At 70.0% G+C, this 17521-nt stretch carries 14 protein-coding genes and 1 tRNA gene; 11 read left to right on the top strand and 4 right to left on the bottom strand.

The features are described from left to right. Window positions 1-198: 198 nt before the first annotated feature. The 3 genes from KIH74_RS16575 to KIH74_RS16565 are packed head-to-tail and all read right to left on the bottom strand — an operon-like array spanning window position 199 to window position 2452. The gene (locus KIH74_RS16575; RefSeq protein ID WP_214156847.1) at window positions 199-687 is read right to left on the bottom strand and encodes a MarR family winged helix-turn-helix transcriptional regulator; all 489 of its coding nucleotides are present in this window, start codon (window positions 685-687) and stop codon (window positions 199-201) included. After that, complete coding sequence (locus KIH74_RS16570) at window positions 680-1378, bottom strand: TetR/AcrR family transcriptional regulator (protein WP_372492070.1); 699 nt, start codon at window positions 1376-1378, stop codon at window positions 680-682. The genes KIH74_RS16575 and KIH74_RS16570 overlap by 8 nt, the downstream gene beginning before the upstream one ends. 60 nt (window positions 1379-1438) lie before the next feature. Further along, window positions 1439-2452 carry an acyl-CoA desaturase gene (locus KIH74_RS16565; RefSeq protein WP_372492079.1) on the bottom strand — a complete coding sequence of 338 codons (1014 nt, stop codon included), beginning with the start codon at window positions 2450-2452 and terminating at the stop codon, window positions 1439-1441. Between the two features lie 447 nt (window positions 2453-2899). On the opposite strand from KIH74_RS16565, the gene KIH74_RS16560 reads away from it, so the two are divergent. The 11 genes from KIH74_RS16560 (at window position 2900) to KIH74_RS16510 (ending at window position 16938) form a co-directional block, all read left to right on the top strand. Continuing rightward, window positions 2900-2971 (top strand) — tRNA-Gln (locus tag KIH74_RS16560). Between the two features lie 32 nt (window positions 2972-3003). Continuing rightward, the gene (glmU, locus tag KIH74_RS16555; protein WP_214156844.1) at window positions 3004-4470 is read left to right on the top strand and encodes a bifunctional UDP-N-acetylglucosamine diphosphorylase/glucosamine-1-phosphate N-acetyltransferase GlmU; all 1467 of its coding nucleotides are present in this window, start codon (window positions 3004-3006) and stop codon (window positions 4468-4470) included. Window positions 4471-4832: 362 nt separating this feature from the next. After that, window positions 4833-5426 carry a 50S ribosomal protein L25/general stress protein Ctc gene (locus KIH74_RS16550; protein WP_214156843.1) on the top strand — a complete coding sequence of 198 codons (594 nt, stop codon included), beginning with the start codon at window positions 4833-4835 and terminating at the stop codon, window positions 5424-5426. A 171-nt stretch (window positions 5427-5597) separates the two neighbouring features. Next, window positions 5598-6221: an aminoacyl-tRNA hydrolase gene (pth, locus tag KIH74_RS16545; RefSeq protein ID WP_214156842.1), complete on the top strand. Its 624-nt coding sequence runs from the start codon at window positions 5598-5600 to the stop codon at window positions 6219-6221. Between the two features lie 197 nt (window positions 6222-6418). Beyond that, window positions 6419-7945: a sugar transferase gene (locus tag KIH74_RS16540; protein ID WP_214156841.1), complete on the top strand. Its 1527-nt coding sequence runs from the start codon at window positions 6419-6421 to the stop codon at window positions 7943-7945. A 71-nt stretch (window positions 7946-8016) separates the two neighbouring features. Beyond that, complete coding sequence (locus KIH74_RS16535) at window positions 8017-8802, top strand: 3'(2'),5'-bisphosphate nucleotidase CysQ (RefSeq protein WP_214156840.1); 786 nt, start codon at window positions 8017-8019, stop codon at window positions 8800-8802. After that, window positions 8799-9707 (top strand): sulfate adenylyltransferase subunit CysD, encoded by a 909-nt coding sequence (cysD, locus tag KIH74_RS16530; RefSeq protein ID WP_214156839.1) that lies wholly within the window; start codon window positions 8799-8801, stop codon window positions 9705-9707. The genes KIH74_RS16535 and cysD overlap by 4 nt, the downstream gene beginning before the upstream one ends. A gap of 1 nt (window position 9708) precedes the next feature. After that, window positions 9709-10971 carry a sulfate adenylyltransferase subunit CysN gene (gene cysN / locus KIH74_RS16525; protein WP_214156838.1) on the top strand — a complete coding sequence of 421 codons (1263 nt, stop codon included), beginning with the start codon at window positions 9709-9711 and terminating at the stop codon, window positions 10969-10971. Between the two features lie 202 nt (window positions 10972-11173). Then, the gene (locus KIH74_RS16520) at window positions 11174-14116 is read left to right on the top strand and encodes a fibrinogen-like YCDxxxxGGGW domain-containing protein (protein WP_214156837.1); all 2943 of its coding nucleotides are present in this window, start codon (window positions 11174-11176) and stop codon (window positions 14114-14116) included. Window positions 14117-14322: 206 nt separating this feature from the next. Further along, window positions 14323-15933 carry a family 16 glycosylhydrolase gene (locus KIH74_RS16515; protein WP_214156836.1) on the top strand — a complete coding sequence of 537 codons (1611 nt, stop codon included), beginning with the start codon at window positions 14323-14325 and terminating at the stop codon, window positions 15931-15933. A gap of 120 nt (window positions 15934-16053) precedes the next feature. Next, window positions 16054-16938, top strand: coding sequence for a glycoside hydrolase family 16 protein (locus KIH74_RS16510; protein ID WP_214156835.1), 885 nt, complete (start codon window positions 16054-16056; stop codon window positions 16936-16938). 1 nt (window position 16939) lies between these two features. Here the strand turns inward: KIH74_RS16510 and KIH74_RS16505 are convergent, their stop codons facing one another. Then, window positions 16940-17485: a serine acetyltransferase gene (locus KIH74_RS16505; protein ID WP_214156834.1), complete on the bottom strand. Its 546-nt coding sequence runs from the start codon at window positions 17483-17485 to the stop codon at window positions 16940-16942. Between the last annotated feature and the right edge of the window lie 36 nt (window positions 17486-17521).

The raw sequence follows: 17521 nt of genomic DNA, 5'->3' as shown, positions 1-17521 counted from the left end.
GCAAGGGCCCAACGGCCCGGTGGTCGGGTCGAGGGGCCTGCGGCTGGTTCGGGTGGGGACGCCCTGGGCCGGGTTGCCGGGGTGGTGGCCGGTTCGGGTGGGGAGGCGCTGGGCCGGGTTGCCGGGGTGGGTGGCTGGTTCGGGTGGGGGTGGCACTGGGCCGGGTTGCCGGGGTGGGTGGCCAGGCTGGGTCGGGTGTCAGGCCGGGTCGAAGGCCGTCAGCAGGTCGCGCAGCAGCCGGGACAGCTGGTCGTGCTCGCCGCTGTCGAGCGCCACCAGTACCGAGCGCTCCACCTCCAGCAGGTCGGCCAGGGCGGCGTCGGTGACGGCCCGGCCGTTCTCCTCCAGGCGCACCATCACCCCGCGGCCGTCGGCCGGGTCGGGCAGCCGGCGCACGAAACCGCGCGCGGTGAGCCGGTCGATGCGGTTGGTCATGGTGCCGCTGGTGACCATGGTGGCCCCGACCAGCTGCCCGGGGGAGAGCTGGTACGGCGCCCCGGCCCGGCGCAGCGCGGAAAGCACGTCGAACTCCCAGGTCTCGAGGCCGTGCCGGGCGAACGCCGCCGAACGTGCCTTGTCGAGCAGGCGGGAGAGCCGGCTGACCCGTGAAAGCACTTCCAGCGGAGCGACATCCAGGTCGGGTCGTTCGCGACGCCAGGCCGCGACGATCCGGTCCACCTCATCCATGCGAGGTTTCGCCGCCCGTGCGCCGTGGCTTGGAGCGCAGCTGCGGCTGAGCCTCCAGGCCGGTCAGGCCGTTCCAGGCCAGGTTCACGATATGGGCCGCCACCACGGCCTTCTCCGGCTTGCGGTGGTCGAGCCAGAACTGCCCGGTGAAGGCGACCATCCCGACCAGCATCTGCGAGTACAGCGGCGCCATCTGCGGATCGAAACCGCGCGAGGCGAACTGCTCACCGAGGATGTACTCGACGTGACCGGCGACATCGCTGAGCAGGCTGGCGAAACCGCCGTCCGACTTGGTGATCGGCGAGTCCCGCACCAGGATGCGGAAACCGTCGGTCTCCTCCTCGATGTAGTCGAGCAGCGTCACCGCGGCGATCTCGAGCACCTGGCGGGGGGCGTTCGGCAGGGTCAGCGCCACGGTCATGGCGTCGAGCAGCTTGCGCGTCTCCAGCTCGACCACCGCGGCGTAGAGCCCGTCCTTGCCGCCGAAGTGCTCGTACACCACCGGCTTGGAGACACCGGCGGTGGCGGCGATCTCCTCCACGCTGGTGCCTTCGAAGCCCTTCTCGGCGAACAGCCCGCGGCCGATCTCGAGCAGTTGCTCGCGCCGTTGGGCCCCGGTCATGCGGGCCCTGCCGCCACTCCTGGACGCGCGCGGTCGGTCGGGCGTCGGGGACTGGGGGCCTGTGCTCACACGGCTATCATGCCCAACTCACGCGTCCGGTGTGGAAGTCGCCCATGCCCGGCGAGGCCGTCAGACCCGCCGCGAGGCCAGCCGGGCGGTGTCCGGCCAGCGCACGGCGGTGGCCCAGCCCAGCTTCTCGAAGAACCAGATCACCCGTGCGCTGGAGTCGATCTGCCCCCGCAGCACCCCGTGCCGCGCGCAGGTCGGGTCGGCGTGGTGCAGGTTGTGCCACGACTCACCGAACGACAGCACGGCCAGCCACCACACGTTGCCCGACCGGTCGCGGCTGCGGAACGGCCGCTCGCCCATCGCGTGGCAGATCGAGTTGATCGACCAGGTGACGTGGTGCAGCAGACCGACCCGCACCAGCGAGCCCCAGAAGAAGGCCGTGGCCGCGCCCTGCCAGGTGCCGGTGATCACGAACCCGAGCAGCGCGGGCAGGCCGAGCGACACGATCACCAGCGCGGCGAAGGACCGGGACACGAACATCACGGCGCGGTCGCGCATCAGGTCGGGGGCGTAGCGGCGCGGGTTGGTGTTCTCCGGGTCGAACAGCCACCCCATGTGCGCGTACCAGAGGCCCTTGAGCAAGGCCGGCAGCGTCTCGCCGTAGCGCCAGGGCGAGTGCGGGTCGCCCTCCCGGTCGCTGAACGCGTGGTGACGCCGGTGGTCGGCGACCCAGCGCAGCACCGGTCCCTCGATCGCCAGGGAACCGGCCACCGCCAGCGCCACGGTGAGCGGGCGGTTGGCCCGGAACGAGCCGTGGGTGAAGAACCGGTGGAAGCCGACCGTGATGCCGAGGCCGGAGATCATGTAGAGGACGAACGCGATGACCAGGTCGTGCCAGTGCAGCAGGCGACCCCAGGCCATCGGGACCGCGGCCAGCAGGGCCACGAACGGGACCGCGATGAACAGGGCCAGCGCGATGTGCTCGCCGCGCCGCTTCGGGTTCGGGTCGACATGCGGTTCCCCCCGGGCCGGGCGGGCCGGCTGGCTGGTGCGGGTGCCCGGGCCATCGGCGGGATTGCCCTGGCGGTCGGCGGGGGTGCCCTGGCCGTCGGCGGGGGTGCCCGGCGCCGGCACACCCGGTCCGGGGCCGGGGGGAACGGGGCCGGGGGGAACGGGGGTGGCTGCCGGAGAGCTCACGGTGGAATCCCATCTGCCGGGTGTCTGCCGGGGATGGCTGCGCTGCCGGGCTCTGCTTGCCTGCGACGGGCAACCTACGTTCCGTAACTTACGAAAGCGTAACCCGAGATCCCCGGACTGGGCAGAGGTCGGGCCGACGTTCTCGGCAGGCCGCCCGGCGTTCGTCCGGACGTTCCCGTCACCCGTCCGCACGGTCGTCCGGTCGTGCTCGGGTGGTCGATCCGGTGGACGTTCGGGCGGTCGTTCGGGTGGTCGTTCCGGCAACGATTCAGGCAACGATCCGGACGCGCGAACCGCACCGATGCGACGAGAACGCCCCGGACTTGGCAGACTGGCCCCCGGCCCTCGCGACGGATCGTTGCGCGAAACGTCCGCGGGCGGCCTTCCCCCCTGGTGTAACGGCAGCACACAGGCCTTTGGAGCCTTGAGGTACCTGTTCGAATCAGGTGGGGGGAGCTCGTGGCATCGCGTTCTGGAGGGGTTCGTCCGTGAGTACACAGCAGCCGGCTGCCGTCATCGTCCTGGCCGCCGGCGAGGGCAAGCGGATGCGCTCGCGCACCCCCAAGGTGCTGCACCGGATCGGGGGGCGCTCCCTGGTCGGGCACGCGCTGGCCGCGGCCGGCGGTCTCCGGCCGTCCCACCTGGTCGTGGTGGTGCGTCACCAGCGCGAGCAGGTCGCCGGGCACGTAGCCGAGATCGCCCCGCAGGCGGTGATCGCCGACCAGGACGAGGTGCCCGGCACCGGTAGCGCCGTGGCCGCCGGGCTGCGTGCCGTGGGCGAGGTCGACGGTGTGGTGGTGGTCACCTACGCCGACGTGCCGCTGCTGTCCGGCGAGACCCTGGCCGCCCTGGTCGAGGCGCACCGCGCCGAGCAGGCCGCGGTCACCGTGCTGACCGCCGAGGTGGGCGACCCGACCGGCTACGGCCGGGTGCTGCGCGACGCCACCGGCGCGGTCACCGGCATCGTCGAGCAGCGCGACGCCACCCCGCAGCAGCAGGCGATCCGGGAGATCAACTCCGGCATCTATGCCTTCGACGCCAAGGTGCTGTCCGACGCGCTCGGCCGCATCGGCGCGGACAACGACCAGAACGAGCTGTACCTGACCGACGTGCTGGGCATCGCCCACGCCGACGGCCTGCGGGTGCGCGCCGTGGCCACCCACGATCTCTGGCAGGTCGAGGGCGTCAACGACCGGGTGCAGCTGGCCACGCTCGGGGCCGAGCTGAACCGGCGGGTGCTGGTCGCGCACATGCGGGCCGGCGTCACCGTGGTCGACCCGGCCAGCACCTGGCTGGACGTCGACGTGCGCCTGGCCCCCGACGTCACCCTGCTGCCCGGCACCCAGCTGCACGCCGGCACCACGGTCGAGACCGGCGCCACCATCGGCCCCGACACCACGCTGTCCGGCTGCGTGGTGGGCGAGGGCGCCACGGTGGTGCGCACCCACGGCAGCGGGGCCCGGATCGAGGCCGGCGCCGGGGTCGGGCCGTTCAGCTACCTGAGGGCGGGCACCGTTCTGGGTCCGGACGGCAAGATCGGCGCCTTCGTCGAGACCAAGAACGCCACGATCGGCGCCGGGGCGAAGGTGCCGCACCTGACCTACGCCGGCGACGCGACGATCGGCGAGGGGGCCAACATCGGCGCCGCCACGATCTTCGCCAACTACGACGGGGTGAACAAGCATCACACCACGGTGGGGGCGCACGCCCGGGTGGGCAGCGACACCGTGCTGGTGGCCCCGGTGACCGTCGGCGACGGCGCCTACACCGCGGCCGGCTCCACGATCACCCAGGATGTGCCCGCGGGCGCCCTGGCCGTGGCTCGCGGCCGGCAGCACAACAGCGAGGGCTGGGTGTCGCGGCGTCGTGCGGGCACCCCCTCCGCCCGGGCGGCCGAGGCGGCCCTCGCCGAACCCGTCGCAGAGCCTGTCGCGGAGCCCGGCACGGAGCAGTAAGTCCGCCCGTCGCCCGATCGGGTGGCGCACCCGCGCTGCCCGCCACAACCGTCGTGCCGCCGCGCCCGGCCCGCCGTCCCCTCGCGTGATCAGGCACGTTTCGCCCGCCCTCAGCGGCGCGTCACGCATGATCATCAAGAAAGAGGAGGTCGGGTCGGGTGTATGGGCGAATCTGGGCCCCGGCCGGTCATGTACAGTGGTCCGGTTACCTCGGCGAGGGTTGCAGTGATACGAGCAACCGTGATCGACGCGGACTCACTACGTGTTTTCCGCCTGTGACTCTGCCGGGCGTGCCGTCATATCGTTTCGTCAGCTGAATCTGCGCGCGGCCTCGGTCGCGCCCGTGATTGAGGAGATCTGTTGTGTCCGAGGTAAAGCTCAGCGCCACGCCGCGTAACGACTTCGGCAAGGGTGCTGCGCGTCGGCTGCGCCGCGACCACCAGGTGCCCGCCGTGCTCTACGGACACGGCACCGACCCGGTCCACGTCGCCCTCCCGGGCCACGCGACCATGCTGGCGCTCAAGGGCAACGCGAACGCCCTGCTGACCATCGAGATCGAGGGCAAGAGCCAGCTGGCCCTGCCCAAGGACGTGCAGCGTCACCCCCTCAAGGGCACCATCGAGCACGTCGACCTGCTCATCGTCCGCCGTGGCGAGAAGGTCACCGTCGAGGTTCCGGTGCACTTCACCGGTGACCCGGCCCCCGGTGGCCTGGCCCAGATCGAGACCAACTCGCTGAGCCTCGAGGTCGAGGCCACCGCCATTCCCGACGGTGTCGAGCACAGCATCGAGGGTCTCGCGCCCGGCACCCAGGTGCTCGCCGGCCAGATCACCCTGCCGAGCGGCGCCAGCCTGGCCGGCGACGCCGAGGCCATCGTCCTGGTCGTCTCCGACGCCAGCCGCTCCTCCGAAGACGCCCCGGCCGAGGGCGACGCCGAGGCTCCGGCCGAGGCCTGAGTCCCGGTCGCACACAGCTGAGTCACCGACCTCAGGGCCGGTCCCACCGCAAGGCGGGACCGGCCCTGAGGTCTGTCCGCGCCCCCGGTCGGTAGCGGGCCACCGCACGGGGACAATGGAGGCCGGTCTTTCCGTCGTCCCCTGTTCGGCCACCACGAAACCGGAGCCCCGATGCCCACCGACCCCACCACCGACGAGACCGACCTGCCCTGGCTGGTGGTCGGTCTCGGGAACCCCGGTGACAGGTACGCCCGCAACCGGCACAACGTCGGGCACCGGGTGGCGGACGAGGTGGTGTCCGCCATGGGCGGGCGGTTCAGCACCCACCGGGCCCGGGCGCAGGTCCACGACGGCCGCTGGGCACCGACGGGGGGCGCCCCCGGGGCCCGGATGATCGTGGGCAAGCCGAGCACCTACATGAACGAGTCGGGCGGACCGGTGGCGGGCCTGCTGAAGTTCTTCAAGCTGCCGCCGACCCGGCTGATCGTGGTGCACGACGAGCTCGACATCCCGTTCGGTGACGTGCGGATGAAGTGGGGCGGGGGCGAGGGCGGCCACAACGGCCTGCGCTCCATCAGTAAGTCAATTGGAAGTAAAGACTACGGCCGCATCCGCCTGGGGGTCGGGCGTCCGCCTGGCCGGATGGACCCGGCGGACTACGTTCTGCGCGATTTCGCGTCGGCCCAGGGAGAAGAGGTCGCCCTCATGCTCGGACAGGCGGCTGAAGCGGTTCAGGACCTCTCGCGGAGCACTTTTGCCCGCGTTCAGGGAGTGCACAACACCGTCGGCAGGTAGCACTCACTCAGCGTTGTGTCGACCCCAATTTAAGTTACCGTTTAAGGTGGCGTTTCGTGAACTATGGGCAACTCTGAGATGAAAGGGGATTGATCGCCTTATATTCACCTAAGCCTCACGGGTCGACGCCGATCTCGGAGCTGGCTGTCGCTGTGTGGTCGGATATCAAGCGATTGTTAAGTCACGGGGGAGGGCGGATGGCCGTCATGGAGCCGCGCGGCAGGGAAGTGGATCAGCTGGACGCGGTGGTCCCGCTGGCCGGTGATACGCCCGTTTCCCGCACCTCCAGACCGGTTTTCACCACCGGACGGCACGTCGGCCCGGGCAGTGCCGAACCCGACTCGCTGATGCGGCGCTACCAGCGCCAGGCCCTGGCCGGAGACTTCCTGGCCTCGCTGGCCGCGGGTGGTCTGGCCGCCGTGGCCCGCTTCGGTGCCCCCGGCGCGGCCTACCTGGTGCTCACCCTCTCGCTGCCGTTGCTCTGGGTCACCATCATCGCCGCGCAGCGTGGCTACGAGCGCCGGTTCCTCGGCACCGGGCCGGAGGAGTACCGCCGCATCCTCCAGGCCGGGCTGGTGATGTTCTGCGTCATCGCCGTGGTGTCGTACGCCCTGCGCAGCGAGGTCGCCCGCGGCTACGTGTTCCTGGCGATCCCGGCCACCCTGCTGCTCACCCTGCTCTCCCGGCGGCGGCTGCGCACCTGGATCTACCGGCTGCGCGAGCGCGGCCTCGCCCTCCAGCGGGTGCTCGTGGTGGGCCGGGCCGACGTGGTGGTGTCGGTGATCGAGAAGCTCGATCGCGAGCCGCAGCACGGGCTGGTGCCGGTCGGGGCCTGCGTGCCGTTCGTCGGCGTCGAGGTGTCGCACGTGCACGACGTACCGGTGGTCGGCGACCCGGGCCGGGTGCTGGAAGCCGTGGCCGACACCGGTGCCCACGTGGTCGCGGTGGTCTCCCACCCGGACCTGTCCGGCCAGGCACTGCGCCGCCTGTCGTGGGCACTGGAGGAGCGCGGGGTGGAACTGATCGTCTCCCCGGGCATCATCGAGGTGGCCGGGCCCAGGCTCTCGATCCGCCCGGTCGCCGGGCTGTCACTGCTGCATCTGGAACGACCGGTCGCCAGCGGCGGCCGCATGCTCGGCAAGATGGTGTTCGACCGGGTCGGCGGCATCCTGCTCACCGCCGCGGCCGCGCCGGTGCTGCTGGCCGTGGCGCTCGGGGTGCGGCTCACCAGCCGCGGGCCGGTGTTCTACCGCCAGGTCCGGGTGGGGGCGGGCGGCCGCGAGTTCACCATGTTCAAGTTCCGCTCGATGGTGGTGGACGCCGATCACCGCCGGGCCGCGCTGATGGCGATCAGCGACGGCAACGGGGTGCTGTTCAAACTCCGTAAGGATCCGCGCGTCACCCGGTTCGGCGGTGTGCTGCGCCGGTTCTCGCTGGACGAGCTGCCGCAGTTGCTCAACGTGGTGCGCGGGGACATGTCGCTGGTCGGGCCGCGGCCGCCGCTGCCCGAGGAGGTGGCCGGCTACACCGCCGACGCGGCCCGCCGGCTGAAGGTGAAGCCGGGCCTGACCGGGCTCTGGCAGGTCAGCGGGCGCAGCGACCTGAATTGGGAGGAGTCGCTGCGACTCGATCTGCGGTACACCGACAACTGGTCGATCGCCCTCGATGTCTCGATCCTCTGGCGCACCCTGCGCGCCGTGGTGAAGGGATCGGGTGCTTACTGAGTCGCGGTGGTAAAAGCAGCAGGCGCCAGCTGAGACAATGCCGCTTCGGCTCCTGCGAAGGGAACTTTGTGATGACGATCGAGCCCGGTGGTGACGATGCGCGTCTCGCCCGCACCCTGGCTCATGCGGCGGGTCTGGCACTGCTCGAGGTACGGACCGGTTCAGCAGAGGGTAAGGAACTGAAGGACGCCGGGGATGCGCGGGCACAGGAAGTGCTCGCCAAGCTGCTGGCGGAGTATCGGCCCGACGACGCCGTACTCAGCGAGGAAGCGGCGGACTCGGCCGCCCGGCTCAGTGCCGAACGGGTCTGGATCATCGACCCGCTGGACGGCACCCGGGAGTTCTCCGAGAGACCGCGCAGCGACTGGGCCGTGCACGTGGCGTTGTGGCAGCGTGGCCGGGAGTACGGCGGCCGCCTGACCGACGGCGCGATCGCCCTGCCCGCCCGCGACATCACCTACGGCACCGACGATCCGCCGGTGCTGCCGCCCCGACCCGACGGGCCGATCCGCCTGGCCGTGAGTCGTTCCCGCCCACCGGCATTCGTCACCCAGGTCGCCGAGGAGCTCGGCGCCGAGCTGGTGCCGATGGGCTCGGCCGGGGTCAAGTGCTCGAGCGTCTGGACCAATGAGGCCGACGCCTACCTGCACGCCGGCGGCCAGTTCGAGTGGGACAGCGCCGCGCCGGTCGCGGTGGCGCAGTCCGTGGGGCTGCACACCAGCCGCATCGACGGCTCCCCGCTGATCTACAACCGCGTCAGCCCGAAGCTGCCGGACCTTCTTGTGTGCCGCACAGAGTTCGCTGAGAAGATCCTGGCCACCGTTGCCCGTCACATTCCTGAGGTGATCACCCGATGACCGCGTCGGAGTACCGGCTCACCCAGCTGGAAACGCTGGAGGCCGAGTCCATCCACATCATCCGGGAGGTGGTGGCCGAGCTGGAGCGTCCCGTCCTGCTGTTCAGCGGTGGCAAGGACTCGATCGTCATGCTCCGCCTGGCCGAGAAGGCCTTCTTCCCCGCGCGTATCCCGTTCCCGGTGATGCACGTCGACACCGGCCACAACTTCCAGGAGGTCCTGGACTTCCGCGACCGCCGGGTGGCCGAGCTCGGCGTCCAGCTGATCGTGGCCAGCGTTCCGGAGGCCCTGGACCGCGGCCTGGTCAGCGAGCCGCCGGACGGCACGCGCAACCGGATCCAGACCCCCGTCCTGCTCGACGCCCTGGAGAAGTACCGGTTCACCGCCGCTTTCGGTGGTGCCCGGCGCGACGAGGACAAGGCGCGGGCCAAGGAGCGGGTGTTCTCGTTCCGCGACGAGTTCGGCCAGTGGGACCCGAAGAACCAGCGCCCCGAGCTGTGGAACATCTACAACGGCCGGATCCAGATGGGCGAGAACATCCGGGTCTTCCCGCTGTCCAACTGGACCGAGCTGGACATCTGGCAGTACGTCCAGAAGGAGAACATCGCGCTGCCGTCGATCTACTTCGCGCACCAGCGTGAGGTGTTCGACCGGGGCGGCATGCTCTACGGCGTGCACGACGTCTGCCGGCCGAAGGCGAACGAGAAGGTCTTCACCGAGACCGTGCGTTACCGCACCGTCGGCGACGCCAGCCTGACCGCCGCCGTCCGGAGCGACGCCGACACGCTCGACAAGATCATCGAAGAGGTCGCCTCCACCCGCATCACCGAGCGCGGCGCCACCCGCGGTGACGACAAGTTCAGCGAGGCCGCGATGGAAGACCGCAAGCGGGAAGGGTATTTCTGACATGCCTCCGACCATGGACATGCTGCGCTTCGCCACCGCCGGATCGGTGGACGACGGTAAGAGCACGCTGATCGGCCGTCTGCTCTACGACTCGAAGTCGATCTTCGAGGACCAGCTCAGCGCGGTCGAGGCGGCCAGTACGGCCAAGGGCGACGACTACGTGAACCTGGCTCTGCTGACCGACGGCCTGCGGGCCGAGCGCGAGCAGGGCATCACGATCGACGTGGCCTACCGCTACTTCGCCACCCCGCGGCGCAAGTTCATCATCGCCGACACCCCCGGGCACATCCAGTACACCCGGAACATGGTCACCGGCGCCTCCACCGCCGACCTGGCCATCATTCTGGTGGACGCCCGTAAGGGCCTGGTCGAGCAGAGCCGCCGGCATGCCTTCCTGGCCAGCCTGCTGCGGGTGCCGCACCTGGTGCTCGCGGTGAACAAGATGGACCTCGTGGACTACTCGCAGGAGGTGTACGAGGAGATCAGCGAGGAGTTCACGCGCTTCGCCGACAAGCTCAACATCGCCGACCTGACGGTGATCCCGCTGTCCGCGCTGAAGGGTGACAACATCGTCACCCGGTCCGCGAACATGCCCTGGTACGAAGGACCTTCGCTGCTGCACCACCTGGAGCACGTGCACGTCTCCAGCGACCGCAACCTGATCGACGTGCGGTTCCCGGTGCAGTACGTGATCCGCCCGCAGTCGTCGCAGTACCCGGACTACCGGGGCTACGCCGGCACGGTGGCCAGCGGCACGCTCAAGGCCGGCGACGAGATCATGGTGCTGCCCTCGGGTTTCACCAGCACCATCGCCGCCGTCGAGACCGCCGACGGGCCGGTGGCCGAGGCCTTTCCGCCGATGGCCGTCACGGTGCGGCTGAACGACGAGATCGACATCTCGCGCGGTGACATGATCTGCCGGCCGCAGAACGCGCCCAAGGCCGCGCAGAACCTCGACGCGATGATCTGCTGGATGGCCGAGGACGCCCTGCGCCCCGGCCGCAAGCTGGGCATCAAGCACACCTCGCGCAGCGCCCGGGTGATGGTGAAGGAGCTGGACTACCGGCTCGACGTCAACACCCTGCACCGCGACCAGGACGCGCAGGAGCTCAACCTCAACGACATCGGCCGGGTGCGTCTGCGCACCACCCAGCCGCTGCTGTGCGACGACTACGCGCGCAACCGGGAGACCGGTGGCTTCATCCTGATCGACGAGAACACCAACCGCACGGTCGCCGCCGGGATGATCACCTCGGCCGACTGAGCGGGCAGTACCCCAGGCGCCCTCCGTGCTCCGGCACGGAGGGCGCCTCGCGTTTGTCCACAGGTGGCTCGGCCAAAACATTCTTAACAAGCCTCAAAGTCGAATTTACGAAATATGCCTCCGTGTCCCCTTATGTCCACTTACTCTGACTGCCGGAAGTCACATCTCCCCGGTGTCGCAGAGCGACGGAGGCAGAGCAGTGATGAGTCTGAGGCGCACCATCGGCAGTCTGCTCGTGGGTCTGGTCGCAGCAACCGCTCTCGCCTTCGTGGCACCGTCCCCGGCCCGCGCGGTGGCGGTGACCCGGGACGGCAGCAGCTCGGGCCGGGCCGCGGCCTCGTGCTGGGAGATCAGGCAGAACGACCCGTCGGCTGCGGACGGGATCTACTGGCTCCAGACGCCGCAGCTGGTGGCGCCGCAGCAGTTCTACTGCGACCAGACCACGGACGGCGGGGGCTGGGTACTGCTCGGCCGGGGCCGGGACGGCTGGCAGTGGCTGCCCAACGGGCAGGGCAGCCTGGCCGCCGTGCGTAATACTCCGGACGGCACAGGGGCTTTCGCGGTCGCGACGCTCCCCGGCGACACCGTGCAGGGTCTGCTCGGTGACACCCGGGTGGACGCCCTGACCGACGGCGTCCGGTTGCGCCGGGCCACCAACACGGCCGGCACCACCTGGCAGGAGGTGCGGCTGCTGGCCAAGAACCGGGCCAACTGGACCTGGGCCTTCGGCGGCGGCATCAACCTGACCTCGATCCGGGTCGGCAGCAACAGCTACACCGGGGCCAACACACAGAGCTGGGGCACCGACCAGAACTACTCCCGGCTGACCACCACCACGCTCCAGACCCACAACTACCGTGCGGGTTTCGCGTACGGGTCGAACATCAGCGGGCAGAACAACTCCACCAGCTACCTGTGGACCTACACCACCGAGCGGGCGGCGCTGCCGTTCACCCAGGTCTTCGTGCGCCCGCGGATCACCACACCGGCCTATCCGGCGATCGCGGACGACGGCACCGAGGCCGACACGGTGCGGGCGCTGCTGGCGAACAAGACCTCGGACGCCACGCCCTGGGGCGTCACCGGTCTGGCCACCGGTGGTGCGGCCGGCGAGGTGACGGAGGTGGAGGACTTCGCGTTCATCGGCGACACCGCCTACGTGGCGGGCAAATTCAGGTACGTGAAGGAGGGAGCCGGCGGGGCGCAGACCGAGCAGTCCTATCTCGCGGCCTTCGATGTGAACACCGGGGAGTGGAGATCCGGGTTCCGGCCCACGCTCGACGCCACCGCCTGGAGCCTCGCCGCCAGCCCGGACGGGTCGAAACTCTTCGTCTCCGGCGAGTTCTCGAACGTCGACGGGGTGGCGGACACGGCCGGGGTGGCGGCGCTCGACCCGGTCACCGGGGCCCCGGTGACGGGCTGGCGGGCGTACGCCGCCTACGAGGGGGACGACACGCACAACGTGCGGTCGATCGACATCCAGGACGGCTGGCTCTACCTGGGCGGCCGGTTCAACCGGGTGGCCGGCGGCAGCACGATCGCCGCGCCGCTGACGCTGCGCAGCATGTCGCGGGTCAGCGTGGCCGACGGCACGCCCGACCCGAACTGGAAGCCGCACGTGGACGGCACGGTGTTCGAGCTGGACGCCTCCGCGCAAGGCGATCGCGTCTATCTGGTGGGCAATTTCAACAACGTCAACTTCATCTCGTCGCCGATGCAGGGCGTGGTGTCCACGGCGAGCGGCGCGGCCAACGTGGAGGGGCTGTCGCCGCCGGTGGTGGCGGCCGGGTCGGGCAGCAGTACCTATCAGCAGACGATCCTCGAAACCGGGGACGACGTGTGGCAGGGCGGGTCGCAGCACATTCTGGCCCGGTACGGCCGTGACACGTACCAGTTCCGGAGCGGCAACATCACCCGCAACGGAGGCGACTTCCAGGCCCTGGCCGAGAAGGACGGGGTGATCTACGGTGCCTGCCACTGCCTGAATTTCAGCTATTCGGGCACCACCAGTTACAGCTCGCCGATCCCGAACGCCTCGGACGTCAACAGTGTTCGCTTCATCGGTGCCTGGGACGCCACCACCGGCGACTTCATCCCGCAGTTCTACGTGTCCAGCCTGTCGGCGCGCAACGACATGGGCCCCTGGGCGCTGAAGAACGGCCCGGACGGATGTCTCTGGTTCGGAGGGGATTTCACCGGCGGGTCGTACACCGGCACCACGCAGCAGTGGCTCGGTGGCTTCGGCAAGCTCTGTCCCCGTGACACCACCGCACCCGGGTCACCGGGTGACCTCAGCGCCTCGCTGGTCACCTCCGGTGCCCAGCTGACCTGGTCGGCTTCCACCGGCTCGCCGTCCGGCTACGAGGTGCTGCGTGACGACCGGGTGGTGGCGACCGCCACCGGCACCAGCTGGACCGATCCCGACGGCGCCGCCGGATCGCGCTACTGGGTGCGGGCGATCGACGCGACCGGCAACCGGTCCGCGTCCACCGCCGTCGCCGAGGTGGCCGAGCCGGACGGGCCGGCGACCGGGGAAGTGCTGTACGAGAACGACTTCCCGGGTGCCGACGGGGATGCCTGGCCGGCCGGCTGGACCACCTCCGCGGGCAGCGGGAGTGTCACGACCCTCTCCGGCGCCGGTGCCCTGTCGTTCACCGACGTCTCCGGCTCGTACGCCCGGGCCCAGCTGAGCGGGCCGGCCGCGACCGCCGACGCCGAGCTGCTCACCTCGTTCCGGTGGAACGAGAGCACGGCGAGCTCGTTCCTGTCGGTGTTCCTGCGCGGTTCCGGCGGCTGGCAGAACTCCTACCGGCCGAAGAACGGCTACGGGGTGCAGCTGTCGCCGACCACCGGCACGGTCTACGTGGTCAGGTCGGTGGACGGGGTCACCACCACGCTGGCGACGGCCACCGGGGCGCAGACCGTGGGCACCGGAAAACAATGGCTGCGGATTCAGGTGGAAGGTTCTACGATCCGGTTCCGGATCTGGGCGGACGGGGATCCGGAACCGATCACCTGGAATTCGACAGTGACAGATTCTGGTGTCACTTCGGAGGGGCAGGTATTTGTGTCACTGAATCGGTCCTCGTCCAACGTGGGTGCCAAAACCGTGCTCCTGGACGACGTGAGGCTGACCGGTTTCTAGCGTGATCCGGACGCGAAAACGTCTGTTCCGCAAATACCGCTAAGTGAACCCAAAATCTCTCCGAACGTCTCCCCATTGGTTGCGTGGGTGCATTCGAATTCGGTACCAAATATCGTCCGATCGGCACGGTGGGAAATGATCCGGTCGGTATTCGAGCCCAGATTCGAACGCAACACTTCGAACGGCGACACACGGGAGAATTTGAAATGGTGCGAGGTGCTTCGACGGGAACCAGGTTCCCGGCGGGAAGGAGCTACGGGGAGGGCGGCGTCACCCGGCACGCCGCCCCGGGCGGGCGCGGGCCCGGCCGACGGGGTCTGCGCCGGCGTCCGGTGCTGGCGGTCGCCACGGCCGGTGCGGTCGCGGCCGTGCTCGGCGTGGTGGTCACCACCACGGCGTCCGGCACGAACAACGTGGTGAAGAACTCGACGTTCGACGACGGCCTGGCCGGCTGGTTCGTCGGGTCGGGCACCCGGCTGGCCCTGGTGGCGGGGCACTCCGGCAAGGGGGCCGAGATCTCGCACGCCGGACCCGGGGTCAAGACGATCGTGCTGAACGACAGCGTGAACACGATCGCCTCGACCAAGGCCGGTGCGAGCTACCGGGCCGACGCCTGGGTCCGCGCGACCAGGCCCAACGTCTCCGTGTCACTGCGCATCATGGAGTACGGCGGCCGCACGCTGCGCGGCCAGAACAAGGCCTCGCTCTGGCTGACCGACACCGCCTGGCACCCGGTCAGCACCACCTACCGGGCCGCCACCAGCGGCGCCACGCTCGACCTCAACGTGGTGGGCAACCGCGTCCCGGCCAACACCGGCATCGTGATCGACGACGTGGTGATGAGCGACGGCACGTCCGGCGGCGTGGTCACCCAGCCCTCGGCCACCGTGACCAAGCCTCCGGCCACCACCAAGCCCCCGGTGACGGCCACCGCCACGGCGCAGCCGAGCGCGACCAAGCCGCCGGCCACCACGACCACCACCCAGGCGCCGGTCACCGCGACCAAGCCACCGGCGTCCACCAGCACGTCCACCACCACGGCACCCGCGGCACCGGCCGGCTGGCGGCAGGTCTGGTCCGACGAGTTCAACGGCGGCTCGCTGAACCGGTCCGTCTGGAAGGCCGAGAACTACTCCACCTACGGCGAGGGCAACAAGGAACTGCCCTGCCTGATGGACCGGCCGGAGAACCTCAAGGTGGCCCAGGGCGTGCTCACCCTCAGTGCCCGGCGCGAGAGCACCCCCTTGAAGTGCGGTAGCAGCGACGCCCGGTTCCCGAACGGCCGCTCGTACAGCTCCGCCCACCTGAGCACCAAGGGACTGAAGGACTGGACCTACGGTCGCTTCGAGATCCGGGCCAAACTGCCGATGACGCCGGGTAAGTCGAAGGGTCTGTGGCCCGCCTTCTGGCTCCGCCCGACCAACGGCGGCACCGGTGAGCTCGACGTGCTGGAGGCCATCGGCAGTGCCTCGGGCGGTACCACCAGCAACAAGGTCTACCAGACGCTGCACTACGACTACGTCGGCACGCATCCCCAGGTCGGTTACGAGTACCCGTTGCCGGCGGGCAATCTCGGCGACGGCTGGCACACCTTCGCGACCGAGTGGGAGAAGGGCGAGATCCGGTTCTACGTGGACGGCAAGCTGACCATCACCCGGAACAAGTCCAACACCCCGTGGATCGACCAGGCCTTCAACAAGCCCTTCTACATCCGGCTGAACCTGGCCGTGGGCGGGAACTGGCCGGGCACCCCGGACGCGAGCACCACGTTCCCGGCCGACTACGTGGTCGACTACGTGCGGGTGTACCAGCGCTGATCTGAGTTCCTCCGAGTGCTGCCGGAGCCGGCGGGGTGCGGCCCCTGCCGGTTCCGGCGTTTTTGTCGGTGGTGCCGGTTACCCTGATTCCAGGCGGCAAACCGGGGCGGAGGGGGCGGCATGAACGGCGATGCACGCACGTGGCGACGGGCCGGGGCGGCGCTGGTGGTGCTGCTCTTCGCCGTCGGGGCGGGGGTTTTCGTCGTCCTCGAACACCACGGCACACCGGAACGCGCTGCGTGGAAGCTGGTGTGGGCCGACGAGTTCCAGGGCAGCACGGTCGATCCGGCGAACTGGGTGGTCGAGCACGAGTCCACCTACGGCGACGGCGGCGGGCAGATCGCCTGCCTGATGAACCGGCCGGAGAACGTCACCGTGGCCGACGGGGTGCTACGGCTCACCGCCCGCCGGGAGGGCGATCCGCTGCCCTGTGGTTCCGGCACCGACGACCGGTTTCCGCAGGGGCGTGCCTACAGCTCGGCCCACCTCTCCACCAAGGGGCTGCACGAGTGGACCTACGCCCGGTTCGAGATGCGGGCCGAACTGCCGGTGCGAAAAGGCATTTCGAAGGGCATGTGGCCGGCGTTCTGGGCCCGGCCGACCGCGGGCGGCACCGGTGAGATCGACGTGCTGGAGGCCGTCGGCAGCGGGTCCGGTGACCAGGAGTTCGACAAGGCCTATCAGACCATCTGGTACGACTACGTGGGCACGCACGAGAAACAGGCCAACGCGTACAGCTTTCCGGCGGGGGAGGGGCCCGGCGAGGGCATGCACACCTACGCCGTCGACTGGTCGCCCACGTCGATCGTCTGGTCCATCGACGGGCAGCAGGTGTACGAGCGCACCGGAGAGACCACCGGCTGGCTGGGCTCGGCCTTCTCCAAACCGTTCTACCTGCGCCTGAACCTGGCCGTCGGGGGCAGCTGGCCGGGAGACCCGACCGCAGACACCGAGTTCCCCAGCTCGTACGACATCGACTACGTGCGCGTGTACCAGCGCTCCTGATTCATGCCTGAGATGTGTCGGCCTGAGGTGTGCCGGGCAGGCGGCGGGGGCGGACGGCGAGCTGCTGCACCGTGTGCACCACCGAGTCAGGGGGGACGTCTTGCAGCACCACCGTGCCCGCGGCGATCTGGCTGCGCGCCCCGATGCGCACGGCGCCGATCACGATGGCGTTGGCCCCGATCTCCACCTCGTCCTCGATCACCGGGCAGTCGTGGGTGGAACGGCGGTTGCCGATGGTCACGCCGTGCCGCAGCATCACGCCCGCGCCGATGGTGGCGTGCGGGTTCACCACCGTGCCCACGCCGTGCCGCAGCCGCAGGCCAGGGCCCACCGGTGTGCTCGGCGGCAGCTCGATGCCCAGCACCCATTCGCTCACCACCTTGTACAGCACGGCCACCGGCGGGTAGGCCGCCCGAGCCCAGGGGCGGCGTGATGCGCGCAGTGCCTGGGCGGTGCGCAGGAGCAGCAGTACCAGCTGGCTCTTCGGGTATCCGGTGTTGGCGCGCAGGTCGGTGCGACAGGTGCGCAGCCATGCGGTCGGCGTCATGCGGACTCCCGGATGGAATCGGTGGCGGCCGGGTGA

It is taken from the genome of Kineosporia corallincola (genome assembly GCF_018499875.1).
GTDB lineage: Bacteria > Actinomycetota > Actinomycetes > Actinomycetales > Kineosporiaceae > Kineosporia > Kineosporia corallincola.
This window is presented reverse-complemented; position numbering and strand designations above follow the sequence as displayed.

Bases quoted from the DNA above. Each gene is read 5' to 3' on its own strand.
- KIH74_RS16575 (WP_214156847.1), bottom strand. From the start codon at position 687: ATGGATGAGGTGGACCGGATCGTCGCGGCCTGGCGTCGCGAACGACCC.
- pth (WP_214156842.1), top strand. From the start codon at position 5,598: ATGCCCACCGACCCCACCACCGACGAGACCGACCTGCCCTGGCTGGTG.
- KIH74_RS16540 (WP_214156841.1), top strand. From the start codon at position 6,419: ATGGCCGTCATGGAGCCGCGCGGCAGGGAAGTGGATCAGCTGGACGCG.
- KIH74_RS16535 (WP_214156840.1), top strand. From the start codon at position 8,017: ATGACGATCGAGCCCGGTGGTGACGATGCGCGTCTCGCCCGCACCCTG.
- cysD (WP_214156839.1), top strand. From the start codon at position 8,799: ATGACCGCGTCGGAGTACCGGCTCACCCAGCTGGAAACGCTGGAGGCC.
- cysN (WP_214156838.1), top strand. From the start codon at position 9,709: ATGCCTCCGACCATGGACATGCTGCGCTTCGCCACCGCCGGATCGGTG.
- KIH74_RS16520 (WP_214156837.1), top strand. From the start codon at position 11,174: ATGAGTCTGAGGCGCACCATCGGCAGTCTGCTCGTGGGTCTGGTCGCA.
- KIH74_RS16515 (WP_214156836.1), top strand. From the start codon at position 14,323: ATGGTGCGAGGTGCTTCGACGGGAACCAGGTTCCCGGCGGGAAGGAGC.
- KIH74_RS16510 (WP_214156835.1), top strand. From the start codon at position 16,054: ATGAACGGCGATGCACGCACGTGGCGACGGGCCGGGGCGGCGCTGGTG.
- KIH74_RS16505 (WP_214156834.1), bottom strand. From the start codon at position 17,485: ATGACGCCGACCGCATGGCTGCGCACCTGTCGCACCGACCTGCGCGCC.